General features: G+C 32.4%; 21 protein-coding genes. 10 read left to right on the top strand and 11 right to left on the bottom strand.

From position 1 onward, the window contains the following. Positions 1 to 118: 118 nt before the first annotated feature. From rpmH to DG508_RS19455, 5 genes are all read left to right on the top strand, one after another. A complete protein-coding gene (gene rpmH / locus DG508_RS19475) occupies positions 119 to 277 on the top strand; it encodes a 50S ribosomal protein L34 (RefSeq protein WP_081414554.1) in 159 nt (52 codons plus the stop codon). Positions 278 to 376: 99 nt separating this feature from the next. Next, positions 377 to 3,229 (top strand): carbamoyl-phosphate synthase large subunit, encoded by a 2,853-nt coding sequence (carB, locus tag DG508_RS19470; protein WP_108869857.1) that lies wholly within the window; start codon positions 377 to 379, stop codon positions 3,227 to 3,229. Between the two features lie 448 nt (positions 3,230 to 3,677). After that, positions 3,678 to 4,898 carry a S8 family serine peptidase gene (locus DG508_RS19465; RefSeq protein WP_108869855.1) on the top strand — a complete coding sequence of 407 codons (1,221 nt, stop codon included), beginning with the start codon at positions 3,678 to 3,680 and terminating at the stop codon, positions 4,896 to 4,898. A gap of 430 nt (positions 4,899 to 5,328) precedes the next feature. Continuing rightward, positions 5,329 to 6,549 carry a S8 family serine peptidase gene (locus DG508_RS19460; protein ID WP_108869853.1) on the top strand — a complete coding sequence of 407 codons (1,221 nt, stop codon included), beginning with the start codon at positions 5,329 to 5,331 and terminating at the stop codon, positions 6,547 to 6,549. A 441-nt stretch (positions 6,550 to 6,990) separates the two neighbouring features. Continuing rightward, the gene (locus DG508_RS19455; RefSeq protein ID WP_108869851.1) at positions 6,991 to 8,211 is read left to right on the top strand and encodes a S8 family serine peptidase; all 1,221 of its coding nucleotides are present in this window, start codon (positions 6,991 to 6,993) and stop codon (positions 8,209 to 8,211) included. 81 nt (positions 8,212 to 8,292) lie between these two features. Here DG508_RS19455 and DG508_RS19450 read toward each other — a convergent pair whose 3' ends face one another. From DG508_RS19450 to DG508_RS19435, 4 genes are all read right to left on the bottom strand, one after another. Next, on the bottom strand, positions 8,293 to 8,682 hold the full coding sequence (locus DG508_RS19450) for a hypothetical protein (RefSeq protein ID WP_108869849.1): 390 nt from the start codon (positions 8,680 to 8,682) through the stop codon (positions 8,293 to 8,295). 163 nt (positions 8,683 to 8,845) lie between these two features. Then, complete coding sequence (locus tag DG508_RS19445; protein WP_108869847.1) at positions 8,846 to 9,343, bottom strand: MepB family protein; 498 nt, start codon at positions 9,341 to 9,343, stop codon at positions 8,846 to 8,848. Positions 9,344 to 9,540: 197 nt separating this feature from the next. After that, positions 9,541 to 10,749: a DegT/DnrJ/EryC1/StrS family aminotransferase gene (locus DG508_RS19440; RefSeq protein WP_108869845.1), complete on the bottom strand. Its 1,209-nt coding sequence runs from the start codon at positions 10,747 to 10,749 to the stop codon at positions 9,541 to 9,543. 230 nt (positions 10,750 to 10,979) lie between these two features. Beyond that, entirely contained in the window at positions 10,980 to 11,609 is a 630-nt protein-coding gene (locus tag DG508_RS19435) for an NAD(P)H-dependent oxidoreductase (RefSeq protein ID WP_108869843.1), read from the bottom strand. 91 nt (positions 11,610 to 11,700) lie between these two features. Between DG508_RS19435 and DG508_RS19430 the strand changes: the two genes are divergently transcribed. Next, positions 11,701 to 12,099, top strand: a complete 399-nt coding sequence (locus DG508_RS19430) for an acyl-CoA thioesterase (RefSeq protein WP_108869841.1) — start codon at positions 11,701 to 11,703, stop codon at positions 12,097 to 12,099. 87 nt (positions 12,100 to 12,186) lie between these two features. Here DG508_RS19430 and nhaC read toward each other — a convergent pair whose 3' ends face one another. Continuing rightward, the gene (nhaC, locus tag DG508_RS19425; RefSeq protein ID WP_108869839.1) at positions 12,187 to 13,671 is read right to left on the bottom strand and encodes a Na+/H+ antiporter NhaC; all 1,485 of its coding nucleotides are present in this window, start codon (positions 13,669 to 13,671) and stop codon (positions 12,187 to 12,189) included. An 895-nt stretch (positions 13,672 to 14,566) separates the two neighbouring features. Between nhaC and DG508_RS19420 the strand changes: the two genes are divergently transcribed. Then, entirely contained in the window at positions 14,567 to 15,199 is a 633-nt protein-coding gene (locus tag DG508_RS19420) for a CPBP family intramembrane glutamic endopeptidase (protein ID WP_108869837.1), read from the top strand. Here the strand turns inward: DG508_RS19420 and DG508_RS19415 are convergent. The 4 genes from DG508_RS19415 to DG508_RS19400 form a co-directional block, all read right to left on the bottom strand. After that, positions 15,196 to 15,765, bottom strand: coding sequence for a non-canonical purine NTP diphosphatase (locus DG508_RS19415; RefSeq protein ID WP_108869835.1), 570 nt, complete (start codon positions 15,763 to 15,765; stop codon positions 15,196 to 15,198). The genes DG508_RS19420 and DG508_RS19415 overlap by 4 nt on opposite strands. Positions 15,766 to 15,871: 106 nt before the next feature. Continuing rightward, positions 15,872 to 16,708, bottom strand: a complete 837-nt coding sequence (locus DG508_RS19410) for a hypothetical protein (RefSeq protein ID WP_159090937.1) — start codon at positions 16,706 to 16,708, stop codon at positions 15,872 to 15,874. 11 nt (positions 16,709 to 16,719) lie between these two features. After that, positions 16,720 to 17,244, bottom strand: coding sequence for a KdsC family phosphatase (locus tag DG508_RS19405; RefSeq protein ID WP_108869830.1), 525 nt, complete (start codon positions 17,242 to 17,244; stop codon positions 16,720 to 16,722). Next, on the bottom strand, positions 17,228 to 17,992 hold the full coding sequence (locus tag DG508_RS19400) for a Rossmann-like and DUF2520 domain-containing protein (protein ID WP_108869829.1): 765 nt from the start codon (positions 17,990 to 17,992) through the stop codon (positions 17,228 to 17,230). The genes DG508_RS19405 and DG508_RS19400 overlap by 17 nt, the downstream gene beginning before the upstream one ends. A 279-nt stretch (positions 17,993 to 18,271) precedes the next feature. Between DG508_RS19400 and DG508_RS19395 the strand changes: the two genes are divergently transcribed. From DG508_RS19395 to DG508_RS19385, 3 genes are all read left to right on the top strand, one after another. Next, positions 18,272 to 19,600: a hypothetical protein gene (locus DG508_RS19395; protein ID WP_108869827.1), complete on the top strand. Its 1,329-nt coding sequence runs from the start codon at positions 18,272 to 18,274 to the stop codon at positions 19,598 to 19,600. A 230-nt stretch (positions 19,601 to 19,830) separates the two neighbouring features. Then, the gene (locus tag DG508_RS19390) at positions 19,831 to 23,007 is read left to right on the top strand and encodes a cytochrome c biogenesis protein (RefSeq protein ID WP_108869825.1); all 3,177 of its coding nucleotides are present in this window, start codon (positions 19,831 to 19,833) and stop codon (positions 23,005 to 23,007) included. A gap of 173 nt (positions 23,008 to 23,180) precedes the next feature. Beyond that, entirely contained in the window at positions 23,181 to 23,753 is a 573-nt protein-coding gene (locus tag DG508_RS19385; RefSeq protein WP_108869823.1) for a uracil-DNA glycosylase family protein, read from the top strand. 331 nt (positions 23,754 to 24,084) lie between these two features. Here the strand turns inward: DG508_RS19385 and DG508_RS19380 are convergent, their stop codons facing one another. Together DG508_RS19380 and DG508_RS19375 are read right to left on the bottom strand one after the other, a co-directional pair. Then, complete coding sequence (locus DG508_RS19380) at positions 24,085 to 25,329, bottom strand: POT-type proton-dependent oligopeptide transporter (RefSeq protein WP_108869821.1); 1,245 nt, start codon at positions 25,327 to 25,329, stop codon at positions 24,085 to 24,087. Positions 25,330 to 25,407: 78 nt separating this feature from the next. Beyond that, positions 25,408 to 26,097, bottom strand: a complete 690-nt coding sequence (locus DG508_RS19375; protein WP_108869819.1) for an SMI1/KNR4 family protein — start codon at positions 26,095 to 26,097, stop codon at positions 25,408 to 25,410. Positions 26,098 to 26,242 lie beyond the last annotated feature (145 nt).

Below are 26,242 nucleotides of genomic sequence, written 5' to 3'. Positions count from 1 at the left end.
TTGATATTTACGTTTGTCAAAGTAAAAACTCTTTGTATATTTGCCCGCAGTTTTGAGGAGAAATTCTTCAATAATACTAAATTAGATATTCCAAGAAGATTTATAAAGATAGATAGCAATGAAAAGAACATTTCAACCATCGAAAAGAAAGAGAAAAAACAAACACGGTTTCAGAGAGCGTATGGCTTCTGCAAATGGTAGAAAAGTGTTAGCTCGTAGAAGAGCAAAAGGAAGAAAGAAGCTATCTGTTTCATCAGAGTTAAGACATAAGCACTAATGGTACTGTGCATTAAAATAATTAAGGTGTTACTTTAACGGTAACGCCTTTTTTTATATCTAATACATAATTTAAAGTAAAAGACAACACTGTAATTACATGCCTAAAAACGAAAAACTAAAGAGTATACTTATTATTGGGTCAGGACCAATTATAATTGGACAAGCTTGTGAGTTTGATTATTCAGGTACTCAAGCATTACGTTCTTTGAGAGAAGATGGGATAGAAACGATTCTTATAAATTCGAATCCAGCTACCATCATGACGGATCCCTCAATGGCTGATCATGTATATCTTAAGCCGTTGAATACGAAATCAATAATCCAAATCCTAAAAGAGCACCCCCAAATAGATGCGGTATTACCAACTATGGGAGGACAAACAGCTCTTAACCTTTGCATTGAGGCAGATGAAAAAGGTATTTGGAAAGATTTTGACGTAGAAATCATTGGTGTTGATATTGATGCAATTAATATCACAGAAGATAGAGAACAGTTTAGAGAGTTAATGCTCAAAATTGGGATTCCGATGGCACCACAGGCTACGGCAAACTCATATCTAAAAGGAAAAGAGATCGCTCAGGAATATGGATTTCCATTAGTGATTAGAGCCTCTTATACACTTGGAGGAGCAGGAGCATCTATTGTATATAAAGAAGAAGATTTTGATGAGTTGCTTACACGTGGGTTGGAGATTTCGCCGATTCATGAGGTAATGATAGATAAAGCACTGATCGGGTGGAAAGAATATGAATTAGAACTGTTAAGAGATAATAATGATAATGTTGTTATTATCTGTACTATAGAGAATATGGACCCAATGGGGATTCATACAGGAGATTCTATTACAGTTGCTCCAGCAATGACTTTGAGTGATAAAACTTTTCAACGTATGCGTGATATGGCAATCCATATGATGCGTAGTATTGGAGATTTTGCAGGAGGATGTAACGTGCAATTTGCTGTAAGCCCTGACGAAAATGAAGATATTATTGCCATAGAGATTAATCCAAGAGTTTCTAGATCTTCTGCATTAGCATCAAAAGCAACTGGATATCCAATTGCAAAAATAGCTGCAAAATTAGCTATAGGGTATAATCTAGATGAATTAGATAATCAAATTACAAAATCTACATCTGCATTATTTGAGCCTACATTAGATTATGTTATTGTAAAGATACCACGATGGAATTTTGATAAGTTTGAAGGCTCTGACCGTACTTTGGGGCTACAGATGAAATCAGTAGGAGAAGTGATGGCAATTGGGAGATCGTTTCAAGAAGCATTACATAAAGCAACTCAATCTCTAGAAATAAAAAGAAACGGACTTGGTGCAGATGGTAAAGGGTACAAAGACTATGATCAGATTATAGACAAGCTTACACATGCTAGTTGGGATCGTGTTTTTGTTATCTATGATGCTATACAAATGGGAATACCATTAAGTAGAATACATGAGATTACAAAAATAGATATGTGGTTCCTTAAGCAATATGAGGAATTATACAATCTAGAAAAAGAAATATCAACTCATACTATACAAACACTTACCAAAGAATTGATACTAGAAGCAAAACAAAAAGGTTTTGCAGATAGACAAATAGCGCATATGGTAGGGTGTTATGAAAGTGAAGTATATGGAAAGAGAGATGGGTTAGGAATAAAAAGAGTATATAAACTCGTAGATACTTGTGCTGCAGAATTTAAAGCACAAACACCGTATTTTTACTCTACTTTTGAAGCAGAGATAGAAACTCCAGAAGGAGAAACTTATGTTGTAAATGAGAGTGAAGTAAGCGACAAGAAAAAGATCGTTATTTTAGGGTCAGGACCTAATAGAATCGGACAAGGAATTGAGTTTGATTACTGTTGTGTACATGGAGTGTTGGCATCTGCAGAGTGTGGATATGAAACAATCATGATTAACTGTAACCCAGAAACAGTATCTACTGATTTTGATATTGCAGATAAATTATACTTTGAACCTGTTTTTTGGGAGCATATCTATGATATTATTAGACATGAAAAACCAGAAGGGGTAATCGTGCAGCTTGGTGGTCAGACAGCATTAAAACTTGCAGAAAAATTAGACCGTTATGGAATCAAAATTATAGGAACAAGCTATAAGTCATTAGACCTTGCAGAAGACAGAGGACATTTTTCTAAATTATTGCAAGAAAATAATATTCCTTACCCACAATTCGATACTGCAGAAACAGCAGATCAAGCGCTAAAAGTTGCAGACGAGTTAGATTTTCCTATTCTAGTAAGACCATCTTATGTATTAGGAGGTCAAGGAATGAAAATTGTAATCAATAAACAAGAGCTAGAAGAGCATGTTGTAGATTTACTACGTAAAATTCCTAATAATAAATTACTATTAGATCATTATTTGGATGGTGCAATAGAAGCAGAGGCAGATGCGATATGCGATGGAGAAAATGTATATATCATTGGTATAATGGAACATATAGAACCTTGTGGAATTCACTCAGGAGATTCTAATGCAACTTTACCTCCATTTAACCTAGGAGAATTTGTAATGCAACAAATTAAAGATCATACAAGAAAAATAGCATTAGCACTAAATACGGTAGGGTTGATTAATATTCAATTTGCTATCAAGGATGATATGGTATATATTATAGAAGCCAATCCTAGAGCTTCTAGAACAGTACCGTTTATTGCAAAAGCATATGGAGAACCGTATATAAACTATGCAACCAAAGTAATGTTAGGAGAAAAGAAGGTCACAGACTTTAATTTTGAACCACATTTAGAAGGATATGCAATTAAACAACCTGTATTTTCGTTTAATAAGTTCCCTAATGTAAATAAGAAATTAGGTCCAGAGATGAAAAGTACTGGAGAGAGTATCTTATTTATAGATGATCTCAAAGACGATCAATTTTATGACCTATATTCGAGGCGTAAAATGTATCTAAGTAAATAAAATAAAAATCCCGCTTCTTGCGGGATTTTTTTTATATACAATTCTGATTAAAATTTGATAAAAACGACTCTTTTTTTTGTGATTTTGTTAATTAATCAGGCTATTACAAGATAATTATATGTTAAATCTAGTTAAAATAAGTTAACATACTGATAAATAAGTAGATGTTTTTTTTATGTGTTTTATTGATTATTACATCTGATTTTTTCCCCAAAATAAAATCACTAAACACTTGATTTTCAGTAATGCAACAGTGTTGCATTGAAGATTTTCAACTTCCCTTTTTATTAAAATAACCTTTTGTTTTTTTATGTAAATACCTGATAAGCATGTTTTTAACGTGTTTTTTGATTCGTATTAATTTATATTTTTGTTCCAGTAAATTTTAATAAGAGCTCAACTTTTAATTTACTTTTAAAATTTTTTTTAACACAAAAATCAATTTTTAATGAAAACTCAACAAAAAATTTTAGGTATTATGGCAGTACTCTCTCTTACTTTTTTCGGTTGCGAAAAAGATACAGAAGAGATTACTGAGATCGACGCTACAATTGACACTGTTATAGAAGAAGTAGGAGTGGATCAAGCAGTTCCTGGCGAATATATCATTGTCTATAATGAAAACAAATCATTACAAGGCAAGCATGCTGAAATACAGATGAAATCAAAAAGCACCTTACAAAAGCATGGAATTCAGGAAGATAACCTGAAGTATGCGTATAGTGATGTTGTACAAGGGTTTTTGGTGCAAAATATCTCAAAGAAACAAGCAGAGATACTTAAGCAGGATCCTGATGTTGCCTATATAGAACCTAATTATGTAATTCAATTAGATGTAGATATGGGGAATCCTGTAAGTACATTGCCAGCCACGGTTGCAAATAAGGCTGTGACCAATGATTCAAATTTACCAAACGGTGAGTTTTTACCATGGGGTATAAACCGTGTTGGTAGAGCAAGTGGCGCAGGCAAAACATGCTGGATTATTGATAGTGGTATTGCGCCTCATAGAGACTTGAATATTGATTCAGGTAGAAGCCGTAGTTTTGTAGGAGGGTCATGGCAAGATCAAAACGGGCATGGAACTCATGTAGCTGGTACAGTTGCAGCAAAAAACAATGGTTCTGGTGTTATAGGAGTAGCGTATGGCGCAACTGTAATATCAGTTAGAGTTTTAAATGCAGGAGGTACAGGTAGTAACGGAGGTATTTTAGCAGGAGTAGATTATGTAGCTCGTAATGCAAGAAATGGAGATACTTGGAACTATAGTATAGGGCCAAAAAACCGATCTACTTCGGTAGCGGTTGATAACGCTTTTAGAAGTCTAGAGAGAACTACTTATGGTGCTATGGCAGCTGGTAATAGTAATGATGATACACAATATTATTCTCCGCAACGATTACGAACAAGAAATTCTTGGTGTGTAGGAAACATGTTGAATACAGATAGACCAGCAAGAGGTTCATGCTACGGAAGTAGTGTCGATAGATGGGCTCCTGGAACACAGGTGTGGTCTACATGGTTGAACGGAAGGTTTAATAAAATTTCGGGTACTTCTATGGCATCTCCACATGTAGCAGGAATTCTATTGCTTAGAGGAAACAATACAGGAACAGATGGGTCAATAACTAAAAGAGGGTATACCGCTCCTATTGCAACTGTAAATTAAAAATCTATTATATTGTTTAAGTTTGGAGGAGTCAGAACTATAGGTTCTGGCTTCTCTTTTTTTATAATCTATCGATTTTTTTTTCAATACTATAGGGTTAACTGTTAGTTAAATGAGGTTAAAATAAGTTAATATAGAATAGAGGATAATTCAGGTTAATTTACATTGTAAATTCAAGACACTTCATGCTGTAGGATGTTTTTGGTTTTTAATTCATTGAATATTAGTATTTAAGGGGGTTAGGTTGTTTGTTTGGTCATTTTTTACGCCTCAGTAAAAATTAAAAACAAAGTGTAATTTATTGTTTGTTAGGTTTTTAATACGGTTTTTGATTCGTGTTAATTTTTATTTTTACTTCTTTAAATTTTTAAAGAAGAGCTCAACTTTTAATTTACTGTTTAAATAATTCTAACACAAAAACAAATTTTTAATGAAAACTCAACAACATATATTTAATATAATAATAGTAATATCTCTAGTGTTTTTTAGTTGTGAAAAAAATACAGAAGAGAGTACAAGTATCGATGTAGTAATTGATAATATTTCAGAAGAAATAGGAGCAGATCAAGCAATTTCTGGAGAATATATAATTGTCTATAATGAAAATGGGTTATTATTAGAAAAACATTCTGAAGTACAAGAGAAATCAAAGAATATATTACAAAAGTATGCTATTGTAGAAGGTAGTCTAAAGCATATATATAGTAATGTAATAAAAGGGTTTTTGATAAAAAATGTATCAAAAAAACAAATAGAAATGCTTAAAAAAGATAGGGATATTGCTTATGTAGAACCTAATTATATATATCAATTTGATTTAGAAATAGGTAATCCGGTAAGTACATTACCTGCAACAGTTATAAACAAAGCAATGACCAATGATATTATTTTACCTAATGGAGAGTATTTGCCGTGGGGGGTAAATAGAGTTGGTAGAGAAGACGGTACAGGTAAGACATGCTGGATTATTGATAGTGGTATTGCGCCTCATAGTGATTTGAATATTGATACGGAAAGAAGTATCAGTTTTGTTGGCGGGACATGGCAAGATGAGCACGGACACGGAACTCATGTAGCAGGTACTGTTGCGGCAAAAAATAATGGTTCTGGTGTTGTAGGAGTGGCGTATGGAGCAACTGTGGTATCTGTGAGAGTATTAGATGCTACCAATACAAGTACCAATGGTAGTATGTTAGCTGGTGTAGACTATGTGGCACGTAATGCAAGAAAGGGTGATACCTGGAATTTTAGCATAGGGTTTAAAGAGCGTTTTACCTCTTTGGCTATTGATAACGCTTTTAAGAATTTAGAAAAAGTTACCTATGGAGCAATGGCAGCGGGTAATAATAATGATGATACACAATATTATTCCCCACAACGATTACAAACTATAAATTCATGGTGTGTAGGTAATATGGCCAATACAGATAGCCCTGCAGGTGATTCTTGCTATGGTAGTAGTGTAGATATATGGGCACCTGGAAGCGAGGTGTGGTCTACTTGGTTAGATGGTGGCTATAATGTGATTTCAGGTACTTCTATGGCATCTCCACATGTTGCAGGTATTTTATTACTGAGAGAAAATAGTACAGGAACGGATGGTTCTGTAAGTAAAGGAGGATATACAGCTCCTATTGCCAATTTAAATTAAAAAAGTATTAGTATGCGTAAGAAAAAGAAGCCACAACGTAGATTGTGGCTTCTTTTTTTTATCACAATGTATTATAAGTTGCTTTTTTTTAAGGTATTAAGAGTTAACTGTTCGTTAAAAGGAGTTAAGGTACGTTAATTTTCGTTAGAATATAGCTCCCGAAAATGTTCACAAATAAACATAAACACGCTACTAATATAGTACATAAATTCATGTTGTAAGTGTTTGATTTTCAGCAATGCAATGGTGTTGCATTATCGAAGTTTAAATTCTCTTAATTTTCTATTAAAACTGTGTTTTAAAATGTAAGGTGTTGTTTGTTACGTGTTTACCGTATTCCCTGATTCATATTAATTTTTACTTTTGCCTCACTAAATTTTAAAGAAGAGCTCAACTTTTAATTTACATTTTAAACAAGTCTAACACAAAAAAACAATTTTAATGAAAACTCAACAAAAAATTTTAAGCGTAATGGCTGTACTCTCACTTACCTTTTTCAGTTGTGAAAAAGATACAGAAGAGATTACTGAAATCGATGCAACCACAGATGCTGTTACAGAAGAAGTAGGAGCGGATCAAGCCGTTTCTGGAGAATATATTATTATATATAATGAGAATAAATCCTTGTATGGTAAGCATGCAGATATGCAGATGAAATCAAAGAGTACATTGCAGAAATATGCTATTCAAGAAAACAACTTAAAATACGCATATAGTAATGTTGTACAAGGGTTCTTGGTGAAAGATATCTCAAAAAAACAAGCAGAAATGCTTAAGCAAGATCCTGATATTGCTTATATAGAGCCTAACTATATATATCAATTAGATGTAGATATGGGAAATCCTGTAAGTACACTCCCTGCAACAGTTGCAAACAAAGCAACAACCAATGGCTCTACTTTACCAAATGGTGATTATTTACCGTGGGGTATAAACAGAGTAGGTAGAGGAGATGGTACAGGAAAAACATGTTGGATTATAGATAGTGGTATATCACGTCATAATGATTTGAATATAAATGAGAGTAAAAGTGTATACTTTGCAGGTACATCTTGGCAAGATGAAAATGGTCACGGAACTCATGTAGCAGGTACAGTAGCTGCAAAAAACAATGGTACTGGACTTGTTGGTGTAGCACATGGAGCAACGGTAGTGTCTGTGAGAGTTTTTGATGCTTCGGGAACTAGTAGTAACGGAAGCACATTGGCAGGTGTGGATCATGTAGCTCGTAATATTAGTAGCGGAGAAACATGGAACTATAGTATAGGGCCTAGAAGCCGATCTACTTCTTCAATTGTAGATAATGCTTTTAGAAATCTAGAACGTGTTTCTTATGGTGCAATGGCAGCAGGTAATAGTAATGATGATACGCAATATTATTCACCACAAAGATTACAAACTGCAAACTCATGGTGCGTAGGTAATATGACCAATACAGATAGTCCAGCAAGAGGCTCTAATTATGGAAGTAGTGTAGATGTATGGGCTCCAGGAACAGGAGTATGGTCTACTTGGTTAAATGGAAAATTTAATCAAATTTCTGGAACCTCTATGGCATCACCACATGTAGCAGGAATTTTATTATTGAGAGGAAATAGTACAGGAACAGATGGTTCTGTAAGCAAAGGAGGGCATACAGCTCCTATAGCAACTGTAAACTAAATATACCATCATATATTGTTAAGTATGGAAAGGCTGGAGTATCATGGTGCTCCAGCTTTTCTTTTATTAAATTTTTTTTGATTACTCTATTAAGCCATCAGCTTCCCAGTCCAATATAATATCTATGGTTTCTTGTGGTAATCTACCCTCAGGTGGCATAACATTAAAACCAGTAGACTTTATTCTTAAAAAGAACTCTCTATTATTTATAGCATTGATAGTTTCTGCATAGGTACGCATAGCAAAAGGAGCACCTTGAGCTAGAGGAATAGTATGGCATTGTAAACATTGATCATCTAAAATAGCTTTTACATCATTGGTGTAAGTCGTGGTCTTGTTAGGGTTAGGGTTTGTAATAGGATCGGGATCAGGATCAGGATCAGGATTTCCACTATCATCACTGCCACTGCTACAACCGAAACAAAGTAGAGTGAATAGAAGTATTAAATTATTTAACAGTAGCGTTCTCATAGTGGGATTTTTGTGAGGAATATACAAATATTTTGTTAATTTCTAATTTTGAGCAGTTAATTATAGTATTACATACATGATTAATTTATGTAATAAAACACCTTGATTTAGGAATCTAAAAGATAAAGAGGGATGGTTTTATTGATGTTTCTATTTTTAAACTTTATAAAAGAGGCGTGAATAATTCACGTACTTTATCAAAATTTATGTTTTTTTCAATTTTGTAAAAATAATTCAGTTGCCATTTTTGAGTTTTCTCTGCCTGCTTATTTTGTGGGATATCCCAGATGGGGTATACCCTAAAAGCTCGTTTTCCTTCCTTTTTATTTGTTGAGATTATACCTTTCTTTATTAAAATAGACTTTGGGAAAACAAATTGTCCAAATTGATCTTTGTTTCGTACGTTTACAATATAAAAATCAATAAGATCAGATTCGGTAAATGGTTCAATAGGGCCTTTTTCTATACGTTTCCAGAAAGTTACAAATTGCCCTATTTTTTTGGGAGTTATCTTGGCATTTCTACAAACAATATGAAATGTATTGATTTTGAATCTACATGCATGGTATTCTGTACTTTCAGACTCATTTTTGAAATCAGAAAATTCAAAAGCACATGGATCATACACTCCTTCCTTAATTCTTATTAATTCATTATTCATTTGATTTTTTTATATGATTGTAAGCAATGCACTATGAGTTTTCTGTGCCTTTGTGGTAGTAAATTAGTACTGATACTAGATGTAAATTGAAAGAGAGACTAATATTATATGATTTTCAATTGAAATGCTAACTGAGATTTATGTATAAAACACCCCTAAATATATGTAAATAGTATAGTACTTAGGGGTGTTATTTTTTAGTTAGATACTTGGGTACTAACAACACTTTTGATAGCAGCTACCATTTTAGAGGCTCTTTGTGTTACTTCTTCTTCTGTCCAGTTTAATTTAATTAGGCAAGAAACGGTGCGTCCCATCCATACATCACTGGCTTCAAATGTTTTATTGTTTTTTTGTAATCCCGATTGTATTTCATGAGAAAGCTTGTTTAAGGATTGTGGTTCTAGCAGGTGTTCCCATTTTTTATAATAATGCCAATTATTATCAAACCAATAAAAACAAGCATCTACGCCATGAGTTCCTAGGGCCTTATGTGTATTTCTTGCCAAATTTTCGTCTGGAAGAAATATGGTAAGAAAGGAATAGTTTTCTACTCCTGTTGCAGGTACTTTCCTGAAACTTACCTCAGGAATTGTAGACAATGCGTCACGGAGCACAGTATAATTTTTTTCTTGAACAGCAAGTGTATTATCTAATTTTCGTAGTTGAGCAATTCCTACAGCGGCATTTAATTCTGATAATCTATAGTTGTATCCTAAGAAAGGATGCGCTTCTGCACCTCGATCATTCCCAATATGATCATGGCCATGATCATGGTATTTGTGCATGTTATTTGCGTAGGTTTCAGAATTTGTAATAATTCCACCACCTTCACCACAAGTAACAGTCTTAACATAATCAAAAGAGAAACACCCTAAATCACCATAACTACCTAAAGGTTTCCCATTATAAGTACCACCAATAGCTTGGCAAGCATCTTCTAGTAATATAAGGTTATGAGTATCACAAATAGCTTTTAATGCCTCAAGGTCAGCCATAGATCCACACATATGTACTGGCATGACAGCTTTAGTCTTTGGTGTGATGGCAGCTTCTACAGCTTTAGGATCAAGAGTAAGTGTATCATCGATATCACAAAGTATTGGGGTTGCACCAACCGATAATATTGCTTCAAAACTAGCTACAAAGGTAAATGTAGGCATGATTACTTCATCACCCGATCCAATACCAGCACAGGCAAGAGCAACAGTAAGAGCAGCTGTACCACTGGATACAACTTGCGCATATTTGGTTTGCATCCTGTTGGATAAATCTTTTTCTAGTTCCAATGCTTTAAAATGACCGTTTCTCATAGGGTCAAATCCATAACGCATTAAAACTCCGTTGTCTAATACGTCTTGTACTTCTTTTTTTTCTTCTGCACCAAATAATTCGAATCCTGGCATCGCTATACTGTTATATAATTAAACACTCTATTAGGCAAAAATACCGAAAAGAGTTTTGATTACGTCTTGGATATTTTAGTTTTTTAACAGAATTATTACAGGTATATCAAAAAGAAATGTAAACTGTAGGAATTACAGCTAATAGCACTCATAATAACGTATTTGTTATTTAAAAAGAATACTATGTCATTCTCTTATATTATGAGTAAGGTTACCTTTATAATATTAAATTAACGAGTAATAACTGTATCTGTTATAGGGCGTCTTACTTTTTTGAATTCTGAGAACATATCGTCTTTGGCACGATATCCTATTGGTAGTACTAAGATTGATGAAAGCCCTAGCTCATCTAGATGTAATATTTCATCGTATTTTTCAGGAATAAACCCCTCCATAGGACAAGAATCTATTTTTTCGATAGCGCATACAGTAAGCAGGTTTCCCATAGCTAGATAGGCTTGTTTTGCTGCCCAGTTTGATATTTCTTCTGCAGATTTAAAAGAAAAAGAGTCAACCAAATGTTCTTTGAAAGGTTGTAAAATCTCATCAGGAGTATTTCTAGTAGTTTTTATATTATCAAAATGACTGTTGATATATTGCTCTCCAATTGTTTTTTCTATACAAAAAACAAGCACATGAGATGCATCGGCAACCTGTTGTTGGTTCCAGGAATGTTTGGTAAGTTCTTTTTGTAATTCCTTATCTTTTATTACAATTAATTTTAAAGGTTGCAATCCGTATGATGTTGCTGTAAGATTAAATGCCTCGGTGAGTGTATTTACTTTTTCCTGAGGAAGTATCTCTGTATTATCAAATTTTTTGGTAGCATATCGCCAATGTAAACTATCTATAATATTCATCCGAAGTTTTTTTTAATATGTAACAAAGATACTAGTATAAGATTTACCTTTGACTCATTGAATACTAAGAAAAAAATATTTTACGATAGGTATGGATGTTATAATAGAAGAATTGATTAAAAAATCAGAAACAAGGATTTTTAAAGCAGTATTTCCTAACACTACAAATCATTATGAAACATTATTTGGTGGGACTGCCTTACAGCTCATGGATGAGGTTTCTTTTATATGTGCGACACGTTTTAGTAGAAAAAAAATGGTGACCATATCTACAGATAAGATTGATTTTGAAAAACCAATTCCAGCAGGTACCATTATAGAGTTGGTAGCAAAAGTTACCAAAGTAGGTAGAACGAGTTGTATGGTAAAGGTTGATATCTATAAAGAAGAGATGTATAGTCATGATCGTGAGATTGCGGTCTCAGGCCATTTTAAATTTGTTGCTATAGGTAATAATAAGAAACCAATTCCTATTCTAGATACCAAATAAAAGTTTTTATTTAAAACATAATTTCCTCAGGCTTTTATCAATAAATAAGAGCCTAGAGTTATTTTATCGACACTATTATGCTATAAATTAATCTTGAGCTAATTGCTTTATTTTAATTCTAAAAGCAGCAAAGAATAGGGTAACAAAGAAACTTAACCAATTAAAGATTGCATAGATCGCATAATCTGCAACTGGCACACCAAGAACTCCACTTTGATATGCTCCACATGTGTTATATGGGATAAGTACAGAAGTTACTGTACCAGTATCTTCTAGAGTACGACTTAAGTTTTCTGGAGCAAGTCCTTTATCTTTAAAAGCTTTAGCATACATTCTACCAGGTACAACAATTGCTAAGTATTGATCAGAAGCTGTAGCATTTAATATGACACAACTTAGTGCAGTACTTGCAAAAAGCCCGAATACAGAATCAAATAAACTTAATAATGCTTTGCTGATTCTAGCTAGCGCACCAATGGCATCCATAACGCCACCAAAAACCATTGCGCATACAATAAGCCATATGGTGCCTAACATACCTGCCATACCTCCTGAAGAAAAGAGGTCATTGAGCTCTGTGCTACTGGTTTCAACAGCAGTATCTACAGTGATAGCTTTCATAACACCAATGTATATAGAGTTGAAATTAAACTCGGTACTTCCAGCAATTTGTAATATAATAGTTGGTTGTGCTATAATTGCTGCAATAGCCCCTAGTAGTGTTCCTGCTAATAATGCTATCAAAGGAGGTGTTTTTTTTATGATTAAGCCTATAACCAATACTGGAACAATAAATAACCAAGGTGAGATATTAAAGGCTTCATCAATTGCTTTAAGTTGTCCACTTATCTCAGGAGTACCAGAGGTATCAATGGTAAGACCAATAATGATAAAAACTATCAATGTAATTATAATGGTAGGTACCGTAGTATAAGTCATATATTTTATATGAGAGAATAAATCTCCTCCTGCCATTGCAGGCGCTAGATTGGTAGTATCAGATAGGGGAGACATTTTATCTCCAAAGTATGCACCAGAAATAACTGCTCCAGCAGTCATACCTAGAGAAATACCCAAAGTATCCCCAATACCTATAAGCGCAATACCAACAGTAGCAGAGGTGGTCCATGAACTTCCTGTAGCAATAGAAATAATAGCACAAATGATAACGCAGGCAGCTAGAAAAATAGTTGGATTTAGAATTTGTAGACCATAATAAATCATGGTTGGTATAATACCGCTAATCAACCAAGTACCAGCCAAAGAGCCTACCATCAATAATATAAGTAAAGCTCCTGTAGTAGATTTTACATTTTTGGCAATCTCTTCCATCATTTGCTTATAGGATACTTTATTAAAGAAGCCTACAATAGCAGCTACTGCAGCACCAAGAAGTAATATAAACTGATTACTACCACTTAATGCGTCGTCTCCAAATGCATAAAAGACATTGTAAAACAACATTCCTACCAATATCAATATAGGAAGTAATGCTTCCCAAATACTTAATTCTTTATTTGTTATGATATTTTCATCTTTTGGGGATGACGGGGTGATGTTTTGGCTTTCCATGTATTGAGTTCGAAATTTTATGGATGTAATGTTACGATTTTAATAAAAGTTATGCAACGTTGGCGTTGACTTTAAGAAAATTCAAAATAAGGCGAACAATATAAAATGTTTTTAATCGTTTATTTGTGTGTTTAATCGAATATGTTAATTTTGTTAATACTACAAATGAAATATTTTTTAACAAAATTTTTACTTTTGAAGTACAAAATAAAGTAAAGGAAAAATTGATTTTTATTTAATTGGTTTAACTTTTTTTTGTCCTAAATAAAAATAATTCGATTGAGTTATTTAAACCTACACCTAATAAGCCTCATACCCAGAGGCTTTTTACTTTTATGGGTAATTCAATTTGCTGTAAAAAATTGATTTAGAACTGTTTGTTTATGCTGTTGTTATGAAGTATTGAAGTTTTGAGTAGATTACTAATTTGGATAAAAGAACAAATTGTTATAAAGAAATAATAATTGTATATGTGAATAGATAAAGGTAAATGTGGTAAGGAAATTTCCTACTTTTTAGATTTTTTTATTATATTTTAAATCAAGAACCTATATCTGGTTTTATAGATTTTTTTTGTCGAAAATATAAATAAATACAAATAAATAAGCTTTTAATCTAAGTAAAACGTATTTTGTCGATAATATTGGTTTTTTTTAATTATTATTTTGTAAGCCTTTTGTAGTAAAAATATACCTTTGATGTATAGGAAAAAGATATTAAAATATTGATTAGCCCCATGTTGAACTAAAGTAAACTTTTTTACCCCAAAAATTAGTTTTCGCCCTAAACTTAACAAGCCTCTCACCCCAGAGGCTTTTTTTTATTTAAATAATTATAGTTTTTGAGCTGTTTATTTTTATTGTTTTAAATTTAGAATAATTTTAAGGCTGTAAATATGCATACAAATCTTTATAAGGGAGTAGAGTTATTTATTTTTTTTATTGTACTGCCACTAAGTTTTTTATTAAATATTCATTTTCTTTTTAAAGTAATCCCTGTAGTTTTTGGTTTTGTTTATATTTTAATTTTTCTCAAGAGGAAAGGTTTATTGAGTATTAATTTTTCTTTTAAAAAATATTGGAAACCTTTTTGTAAAGAAACTATTATAAAACTTGCAATCATATTATTGATTACTAGTGGGTATGTTCTTTATGTTGCTCCTGATAAACTATTTTCTGTGATGATAAAAAAACCTGGTATGTGGGTTGCTATTCTATTTATATATACTTTTTTATCTGTGTGGCCCCAAGAGATTATATATAGAACTTTTTTTTATAAACGATATGAAAAGTTAATAGGTAATAAGTGGTTATTTATTTTTATAAATGCAGTTCTTTTTTCTTTAGCACATCTTTTTTTAAGAAGTTTTTTGGTGCAGTTGCTAACTTTTATAGGAGGTATATTATTTGCGTATACATATCAAAAAACAAAATCTACTCTATTGGTTTCTATAGAGCATGCTATTTATGGTAATTGGCTGTTTACAGTAGGTATGGGAGAGATGTTAGCTTTTCCTGGAGCAGATTAACTTAAATGTTCAATTAGTTGTTGTACAGCTTGACCACGATGCCCTATTTTATTTTTTTCTGATAGCAAAAGTTCGGCAAAAGTTTGACTGTAACCATCAGGTAGAAAAACAGGGTCGTAACCAAATCCTTTTTCTCCTTTTTTAGACTCTGTGATCGTTCCTTTGCAAATACCCGTAAAACTTTTGAGTTCTCCATGTGTAGTTAATGCAATTACGGTTTTAAACTGTGCTTTTCGAGATGGTTTTCCTTCTAATTCTTTCAAGAGCTTATCCATGTTAGCATGAGCATCTTTGTCTTCACCAGCATATCTGGCAGAATATACTCCAGGAGCTCCATCTAGGGCTTCTACTTCTAGCCCTGTATCGTCAGCAAAACAATCATAACCATAATGCTCTTTGATATATAGCGCTTTTTGTTTAGCATTGCCTTCTATAGTAGGAGAGGTTTCGGGGATATCCTCATTACAACCAATATCACTAAGGCTTATGATCTGGATGGTAGAAGGAACCAGTGCTTGAACTTCTTTTAGCTTATTTTTATTGTTGGTGGCAAATACTAATTTCATAGTGTTATGAATTCAAAAAAAGATTAATTTGTTTGAGTATATTTATGATTAGCAGGTTCTTATAGGGTTAGATGTCTATAAAACTGGTTTTAATACCAAAGAGTACTTATATAAGACCAATCCACATAGCTTGGTTTTCCCATTTTAGTGTTTCTAAGTTTAAGAATTGAGCCTCTATACTGTTACCGCCATAAATCCAGACTCTTAAATATTTTACACCGTTAAGTATCATTTCTTCACTACTAAATACTCCTAAATCACCTTTTCGAGTTTTATAATTTATAATGTTACCTTCATTATCTTCTATAGGTGTACCTTCTGGTCGAACTACATATCGTTCTTTATCAAAAGATTTTATTCCATGAATCATTTTATGAGATTTTAGCATTGGAGCTTCTAATACGGTTGTAAGTTGTTTACCTTGTGGGTTAAAAAAAAGGATATTGTTTTTCTTTACATCCATCACCAGTAACATATCATTAGCAATCGTATAGATATGACCTATTTCTGATAAAGTAATAGTATCCCCTTCATGAACCCAGCTTATTTTCTTTATTTTATCAAATCGACTAAAGCTGATGTTTGATGGAGAGAGTATAAGGCTTCCACTATCATTTACAATTGGGGTTGCAGTAGCAATGTAATTGATAATACTATCATTTTTTAAATCAGTTTCTAAATGACTAGAAGTCAAATTGGTAAATTTTTTGAAACGAATCGAATCTAATTTTACTCGCGTAATACTATCAGACCTACTTTGAGTAGTTTTTATATTGATATCATGGCAAAGCTTTTTTATTTCTTCTTCAGACATGTTTTCAATACTTTTTGAGATCGAAGTATTGCCACCGTCTGTAGATTCATCAATTTGACCTTTGCAATTCATAAAAATAAAAAGAGATAGTATTAAAAAGAGGAGCTTATTATTGTGTAAAGTTTCCATATAAAATAGGGTTATGCTTTTGCATCAAAATTCGAAATCCATTTTTCTTGCACTTTAAGTACTTGTTCGATTACATCTCTTACACACCCTTTACCTCCTTTTTTGAAAGACACATATTTAGAAATTTCTTTGATCTCTGCAACTGCATCTTGAGGACAAGTTGGAAGCCCTACCATTTTCATAACAGGAAAATCTGGAATATCATCCCCCATATACAATACATTTTCGGTTTTTATATCGTGCGAGTCTAGATATTCATTTAATTGTTCTACTTTATGATGAGCACCAAGGTAAATGTCTGTAATCCCTAATCCTTTTAATCGTTGACGTACACCTTCGTTCTTACCTCCAGAAATAATACAAACATTAAATCCCTGTTCTACGGCAGCCTTAAGTGCATATCCATCCTTGATATTCATTGTTCTCAATAATTCACCATCAGTATTAATAACTACTGTTCCGTCTGTAAGTACACCATCTACGTCAAAAATAAATGTAGTAATGTGTTGTAAGTATTCTTTATAGCTTTTTTCCATGTTTGTTTTGTATTGCCCTAGTAAGGGTTTGATATATATCTTTTTGAGTGTTGTTTTTTATAGTTTTTAAATGCCTTTGAATAGTTGTAGAATCCTCACGTATGGCAGGGCCAGTTTGTGCAATATCTGGAGATATTGTTGTTGCTTTTTGAGCTGTTTCTAGAATCAAAGGGTGTAAAATTTCGAAAGGAATTTGATGATCTGTACAAATATCATTTGCTATCGAAAATAAATGATTGGTAAAATTATTAACAAACACAGCAGAGACATGTAAAACATTACGTTGTTCAGAGGATATCTCATATACTTTTTTAGAAAGAGTGAGTGCTAGTTTTTTCAGTAACTCACTATCATTTGGGGATTCAGCTTCTATACAAATAGGAATAGCTTTAAAATCTACAATCTTGTTTTTACTAAATGTTTGTAAAGGATAGAATACCCCTTTTTTATTAGTTCCTTTCAAAATATTCATAGGAACACTACCCGAGGTGTGTACTATAAGTTTATTGTTGATAGGTAGTGAGTTAGAAACTTCTTTAATTGCATTGTCACTCACAGCCAAGATATAGATATCGGCATCTTTTAAGGTGTCTAATTCCTTAGTTACAGTATCCTTTTTTTGATTAGGGTGTAATAATATTCCTTTGCGATTATAACATTGTATTACCGCTACAGATTTTTGATCATGTAAAGCAATATACAAATGTTTGGCTACATTACCCGAACCAATAATTATAACTCTAATCATTCGGCAAAAATAAGGAAGTTCCTATTAATAGCAGAATAATACAATTCTTTCATTTCTATTTTAAAATTAAAACGATTCCTATAGCAGTAAGAGGTTGTGTTATATGTCTTAAAATCAAATATGAAAGTATACTCAATCAAGAAAAGGTAAAATTTTGTAACCTTTTCGCAACGTTTTTATCTAAAACTTATAACAAGGGGTAAATATACTAAAGGTGGATAATAAACCTGATAGATATAAAATCACAATTTTTTATATAACTCATAAAATAATAAAATCATGAAACTTAGAAAAACGGTAATTGTTTTAGGGCTCGTTTGTGTGGCCACAATTTTTATTCAATGCAAGGGTGATGATTTGATTCCGATACCTACAGAATTAATGATCCCATCTCCTGTAGAATTAAGTTTGAATCCTGATTTGGTGGCACAAGGAGAAGAAGTGTTTAGGCATGATACTTTTGGTAGTGAAGCACAATGGACAGATTTATTGGAGTTAGATAAAGCAATTTTGGGAGAAGTAAATGGAGGGTTTGGTTCTGGATTGGCTCCATCAACAGCTTTATCTATAGGATTAAAGGTGGATGCAGAAGCACTACCACAAGCTGTAGTAGATGGGATCTCTGATGGTAGCATAGATTTAGAAGATCCAATGACTACAGTGGCATTATTAAGCCTAGATGCAGTAGTAGGGGTCAAAGGAAGTTTTGATGAAAATCAAAATTTGACAGCAGTAGGAATCACCTGTGCATTATGCCATTCTACAGTTGATGATTCGTTTACTTCTGGAATAGGAAAAAGGAAAGACGGTTGGGCAAATACAGACCTTAATGTTGGTGCTATTCTAGGTTTTGTAAAAAATGCTCCTTTGGCAGATTTGTTGAGTGTAGATGTAGCAACTTTTAATAGTGTCGTAAATGCATGGGGAGCAGGACGTTTTGCTCCTACTTTATTGATGGATGGAAAAGTAACAAAACCTAATGGAGAATTAGCAACACTAGTAATTCCTCCTGCATATGGATTACAGGCAATTACTCATGAAACGTATACTGGTTGGGGTGAAGTGTCGTATTGGAATAGGTTTATTGGGGTTCTAGTAATGGGGGGGCAAGGAAATTTCTCTGATAAACGATTGAATGATTCAGAGAAATTTCCACTTGCTGTAGAGAGAGGTTTATTTGATGTAAGTGTCCCTGTAGATATGGTAGATTCAAAATTAGAAAGCTTGCGAGAATATCAATTGTCATTATTAGCTCCAACGCCAAGCCCTGAGAGTTATGATGAGGCTTCTGCAATTCGTGGTAAAATTCTATTTGAAGATAAAGCTGATTGTGTATCATGTCATCCTGCTCCGATATTTGCAGATAATATATTACATACTCCCGAAGAAATAGGAATTGATGATTTTGAAGCAAACAGGTCTCCAACAGAGAAATATAGAACACCTCCATTACGAGGATTGTTTGTGAAATCAGATGGGAATGGTTTTTTTCATGACGGAAGATTTACAACACTTAATGAAGTAATAACACATTATAATGATTATTTTGATTTAGAGTTAACTAGTGAAGAACAACTTGATTTGGTAGAGTATTTAAAAGCATTATAAATAAGAAGCAATGAATAACTTTTTGTAATTGTGAAAACCTGTGTATCCTTTGCTATAGTTACATAAAATGACTTGATGATACTAAAGAGGTAGTAGAATTATAAGTTTCAAAATACAATGAATTTGCCATTATCTTATACTTCTGTTAAAACCTTAAAATCAAAAGGAGATCATGATATATTATTTTTTTAAAAGTAGTAAATTTGCCAAGCAAAAAAAGAAAGGTTACTATGCAGGATAAGCTCGCGAGTATTTTGTTCTCTACACGATTAATGGCTGTTTTATTTATTGTTTTTGCATTTTCTATGGGATTAGGAACATTCCTTGAAGATGCTTATGGTACTACTGCCGCTAGAATTTGGATATATAATACATGGTGGTTTGAGACCATAATGGTGTTTTTTGTGATTAATTTTTGTGGTAATATAGTACGATTCAGATTATACAAAAAAGAGAAATGGCCAACATTGATGTTGCATTTATCTTTTATCTTAATTATTATAGGAGCGTTTGTAACTAGGTATATTGGTTATGAGGGAGTAATGCCCATTAGAGAAGGAGAAACAGCAACTACGATTCTTTCTCAAAAAACATATTTGTCGATTTTCTTAGATGGCGAAATCAAAGGAGAACCTAGACGCCGTGTTGTTACAGAAGAATTAGAATTGGCAGAAGCCGCAAATAATGATTTTACTGTTTATACAGATTATAATAAACAACCTGTGACTATTGTATATAAAGATTTTATTCAAGGAGCAGAGATGGGGTTGATAGAATCAGAGGATGGCGAAAACTACCTCAAAATTGTTGAGGCAGGAGAGGGGAATCGTCATGATCATTTTCTTAAAGAAGGGGAAGTTTCTAATATTCATAATATATTAATTGCGTTTAATAAACCAACCAAAGGAGCAATCAATATTACATATAAAAATGATGATTACTTTATAGAATCTCCTTTTGAAGGCTCTTTTATGAGAATGGCAGACCGTATGGAAGGAGTGGTTCATAAAGATAGTCTACAACCATTAATGTTGCGATCATTGTATCAAACTGCAGGAATGCAATTTGTAATACCAGATCCTGTAATTACAGGTAAATATGATGTTGTGCCTATAGAAGTAAAAGGAAAAGGACAGCAAGACGCCTTGATATTAGATGTGACTACCAATGGTGAAACCAAAGAGATAAAATTATTAGGAGGAAAGGGCTATAATAATGATATGATAAAGATCTCTCTAGGAGGGTTGGATATGTATTTCAATTATGGGTCTAAGTTATTAGAATTACCATTTGGTTTGAAGCTTAATGATTTTATAGCAGAAAAATTTCCAGGAACAGAAAAAGGATATAAATCTTATAAGAGTAAGGTAGAAATTGTAGAAGATAATTCTTCTATTCCTTATGATATTTATATGAATCATGTATTAGACCATAGAGGATATCGATTTTTTCAATCTTCTTTTGATCCTGATGAAAAAGGAACTGTATTATCTGTAAATCATGATCAATGGGGAACATGGATTACTTATATTGGTTATATGCTACTGTATTTAGGATTAATGTTGATTCTTTTTGTAAAAGGATCACGATTTAAAGATCTGGAAGCGATGTTGAGTAAAGTAAAAAAGAAAAAGAAAACACTGACTATATTTTTAGGAATATTGATCTCTTCATTTTCTTATGGGCAGGATCAAACGCAGCATACAGACCATTTGCAAGCGTTACCTACCAAGACTCAATTAGATTCTGTTATTCTTGCAAATGTAGTGCCAGCAGAGCATGCTGCTAAATTTGGAAGTATTGTAATTCAAGATGAGCGAGGGCGAATGAAACCAGTAAATACATTCTCGTCAGAATTGTTGCGTAAATTAAGTAAAAAAGATACCTATAACGGTTTGACTGCAGATCAGGTATTTGTATCTATGATAGAAAACCCAATTATATGGTATAGTGTACCTATTATAGAAATTGACAGAAAAAATGATAGTATACGTAAAATATTAGGGGTTCATAAAAAAGAGAGAAGAGTATCTCTTATTGACCTGGTAGAGCCAGATGGCTCATATAAACTTGACCCTTACCTGGAAGCTGCAAGTAAGACAAATACACCTAATCAATTTGAAAAAGACTTTTTAAAAACTCATGAAAAGTTTTATATCCTTAATCAAGCATTAGGAGGAGGGATTCTTAGAGTTTTTCCGGTTCCAGGAGATGAAGGAAATAAATGGGTTTCTGTACCTGAGCTGAATGAATATAAGTTTAGTGGGATGGATTCTGTGTATACAAGACAGATAATTCATATCTATCGCCAGTCTTTGAGAGAAGCTAGAGAAACAAAAGATTATACCAAACCAGATACATATGTTGAAAGTATAAAGAGTTTTCAAAAAAAGTTTGGAAGTGAAGTATTGCCAACAGATAAAAAAATCAAGGCCGAGATCGCATTAAACAAATATGATATTTTCAGGACTTTGTATCAATATTACGGTGTTGTTGGGCTTTTATTAATGGTTTTTGTTATTGCCAGAATTTTTAAAGATTCAAAAATTATAAGAGGATTAATAAATATCACTATTGGTATTGTAATACTTCTTTTTATTATGCATACTACGGGGTTAATTATACGTTGGTATGTTTCTGGGCATGCTCCTTGGAGTGATGCTTATGAATCTATGATATATGTTGCCTGGATGACCTTGGCAATTGGTTTTGCTTTTGGTAAGCGTAGTAACCTTACAATAGCTGCAACGACCTTTGTAGCATGTATCATTTTGTTTTTTGCCCATGAGAATTGGACAGATCCTGCTATTGCTAATTTGCAACCTGTATTAGATTCATATTGGATATTGATACATGTGTCTATTATTGTAGGTAGTTATGGGCCATTTTTTGTAGGAGCTATTTTAGGAGTTTTATCTCTTTTGCTTATGATCTTAACGACCAAATCCAATAAGAAACGAATGGATCTTAATATCAAAGAAATAACAATTATTAATGAGATGTCACTTACGATTGGTTTAGTAATGCTTACTATTGGTAATTTTCTGGGAGGAATGTGGGCAAATGAAAGCTGGGGGCGTTATTGGGGATGGGATCCTAAAGAAACTTGGGCATTGATTAGTATTATGGTGTATGCTTTTATTATTCATATGCGATTGATTCCTGGATTACGAGGTAGATGGTTCTTTAATCTGATGTCTGTTTTTGCAGTTCTCTCAATACTGATGACATATTTTGGAGTGAATTTTTACCTAAAAGGTTTACATTCGTATGCTAGTGGAGATAGAGCTGTTACCCCTACAGAAGGATATTACTTTATATTGTTTTGGGCAGTTTTAGGAGCAGTGTCTTATTGGAGAAATAAGGTGCATTATAAAAAGGATAAGAAAAAAGTAGCTACCAAATAAAAAATAATTTATTATATCGTACAAGAGAATAACTTATTATAGTTTTCTTTTTAAAAACACCTTGATCATATATAGATCAAGGTGTTTTTATATATAAATAGATCAAGTGTGATAAATAGTATAGTTATGTTGTATTTATTTTATATTTTATAAATCAGTTTACACTCTATCTTATGAAAAAATTACTGTCTTTAATTTCAAAATGTAATGAATGCGCTGCTCAGTTAGAATTTGGACCAAGACCAATAGTCTCTGCGCATTCATTGAGTAAGGTTGTAATTATTGGGCAAGCTCCAGGAAGTATTGTACATGCATCTGGTGTACCTTGGGATGATAAAAGTGGAAAAAACCTGAGAGAATGGATGGGGGTTGATATGCAAACTTTTTATAACCCTCAAAAAATAGCACTTATTCCTATGGGGTTTTGCTATCCAGGAAAAGGAAAATCAGGAGATTTACCTCCTACAAAAACATGCGCACCCTTATGGCATAAAAAAATATTAGACAAACTAGATGATGTAGCACTTATTTTACTTATCGGTAGGTATGCACAAGAGTATTACTTAGGTGATCGATTAAAAAGAACATTGACAGATACGGTAAGGAATTATGAAGAATATCTACCAGATTTTTTTGTGTTACCACATCCTTCACCAAGAAATAATATTTGGCAAGCAAAAAACGAATGGTACAAAAAAGAAGTTATCCCTGAATTAAAAACAAAAGTAAAAACAATATTAGGTTAGTTCTTGTTTTTAAACAGAAAAAAGGGAAGAAAATAACACTTTTTAATCTTAGGTTGAGTTGCAAAAAAAAGTTTGTAATACCTTGAAAAGTAGGTAAAAGTGCCCTTTTCTTTCATTTGTAAGGATATCCTTTCAATAAAATGCCCTTTTTTTGCAAAAAAACCAAAAAAATGCGGAAAAACCGTATCCTAGAAAGTACTAAGACACTGTATATTTACACCATTCTCAAGATAAGTATTTCTTGAGCAATCTAAATTTTCCTTATTTTTTTGTTTTCCCTTTAATCGGAACAGTACTCAATGCTGTTCCGATTTCTATTTGTATCTCTTTGTTATTTTATTGTGGATGTAACAGCTTCTTTTTTAGACATGTTTTTAGAGATTAGAATAGCTATTACTAAACTAATACTAATTAAAAACATAACCACCATAGTCAATATTAGAGTAAATGATGAATTACTATTTAGATATTCATTAAAGGGAGTTATGATAAGTGAAAATAGTTTAATAGGAACAAATGCTATACTAATTATTATTGCTAAATATTTAGGGTTTGAATATTTAATAAGTATTGAATAGAGTATAGGGGCAATATGGATTTCTGATATATTTAAGAATAATAAAGAGGTTAGATATAGAATAAGAGTAGTCTCTGATACCGTATCAGGAATTAGAAGAAGGATAGCAAAAGCAATTGTGCCAGAGATAAACCCGATTGCAAGTTTTAAAAATTGACTTTTATAGAAATAGAGCCAAATAAAAATAACGATTATAGTGATAGGAATTATAAAGATAAAGTTTAATGAAGACCAAATACTAGCAGGTATTGCTTGATAAAGAGAAAATTCTTTTAATTGTATTTGGATATCAAATATTTTAACACTAGAAACTTCATACAATGTCCAAAATATAGCAACTAAGATAGAGACAGTGATGATTTTTAAAATATTTATAACGTTCTGATTAGTCGATGTAATTTTTTGATCAAGTTTTTGAGCATTTGGTTGTTTTACCAATAAAGGAAATATAATTGATATCACTGCAAATATGCCTGCTAGTATAAGTCCTAAACTCATATTATATTTTTCACCAATATAACTTATGATAGCTACACCTATAAAAGAACCTAGATTAATCATTAAATAAAATATAGCGAAAGCAGAATCTAGGAGTTTAGTTTTATTTAGATAAAGTTTCCCGTATTGTGAAGTCATATTTGGAGAAAATAGGCCATTACCTATAACTATGACGGCTAAACCAATATATATACCAGTAATGTTGGGAATACATAAAGAGAATATACCGATAGCTTGAATAATACCTCCTAGAACCCATGCTTTTTTATTACCTATAATTAGATCACCTACTATGGCCCCTATGATTTTTGAAAGCACAAAACAGATGGTAAACCAACCATAAATTTTAAAAGCTTCTTCTCTAGGCATTTTTATAGTTTCCCCAATCATGTAAAGGACAAGTAAAGAACGAAAACCATAGTATGAAGCTCTTTCAAAAAAAATCGAAAGAGAATAAATAAAGGTGTGTTCGTTATGGTTATGTTGTACTGTTTTTTCCATTAGTAAGTTCTTTTGTTGTGTGTAACGATAATTGAATAAATGGTTTTATGTACGGCAAGATTCATTAACCATATAATTTTAAAGTTCAGTTTCATGTTGAAATTCTATATTGATTTGATCAAAATAAATTGTTTTTTCAAAGATAGAATTCATTTCTTTAACTGATATAATTGTTTCAACTGTGAGAAATGGTCTGTTGAATATTTCGGTAAGAATATCAATATATTCTTGATTTAGGTATTTTTTGGTAGTACTAAGATCAGCAAGTACTTTTTTCTGGAAAAGATCAATTTGGCCTTCAAAGTTATCAATAATATCATCTTCCTCGATATTTGCTACTCTTTCTAGCATTCTACGAAATATAAAATCTTCAAAGTTTTTTGATAAAACCTCTGTTCTGTTTGCATCATGCCAAACCAGAACGATAGGATGCTGTCCTTCTATCTCAATATTTTTATAAAAAGCAAATAAATCTCCAGCATTGGTTTGAGCAAAAGGAATAAATTGATGTTTTGGGTGCCAATGCTCATAAAAATCATAGTGTATTATTTCATGTTCAGAAAGTAATTGAAAATCAAATCCTCCAGTATGAAGGAGTAGAGGAGGGGTATCTTTTATTTTTGGGTATATCTCGGTAAACCAATTACGTTCTTGTGTCCATGGTTCATTCCACCCTTTGTTCCAATCTAACATACCATCATTCCATAAATTTCTAAAAATTTCTGGAAAACGAAAATTATATTGTTTTTCTACAAGCTCTAATTTCATTTTTCAATTATCTATAATTATTGGTTTACTATCATTAACCTTTACTTGTATAAAAATAAAGATTAATGATAAAAAACTAGCATAGATTGAAAAACCTTTTGTCAACGCTTATTATAAAATTTAGAAAGCTTTATATGTAGGCTGA

The organism is Aquimarina aquimarini (genome assembly GCF_900299535.1).
Classification (GTDB): domain Bacteria; phylum Bacteroidota; class Bacteroidia; order Flavobacteriales; family Flavobacteriaceae; genus Aquimarina; species Aquimarina aquimarini.
The sequence above is the reverse complement of the archived record's forward strand: the minus strand, read 5'-3'. Positions and strand labels throughout refer to the sequence as shown.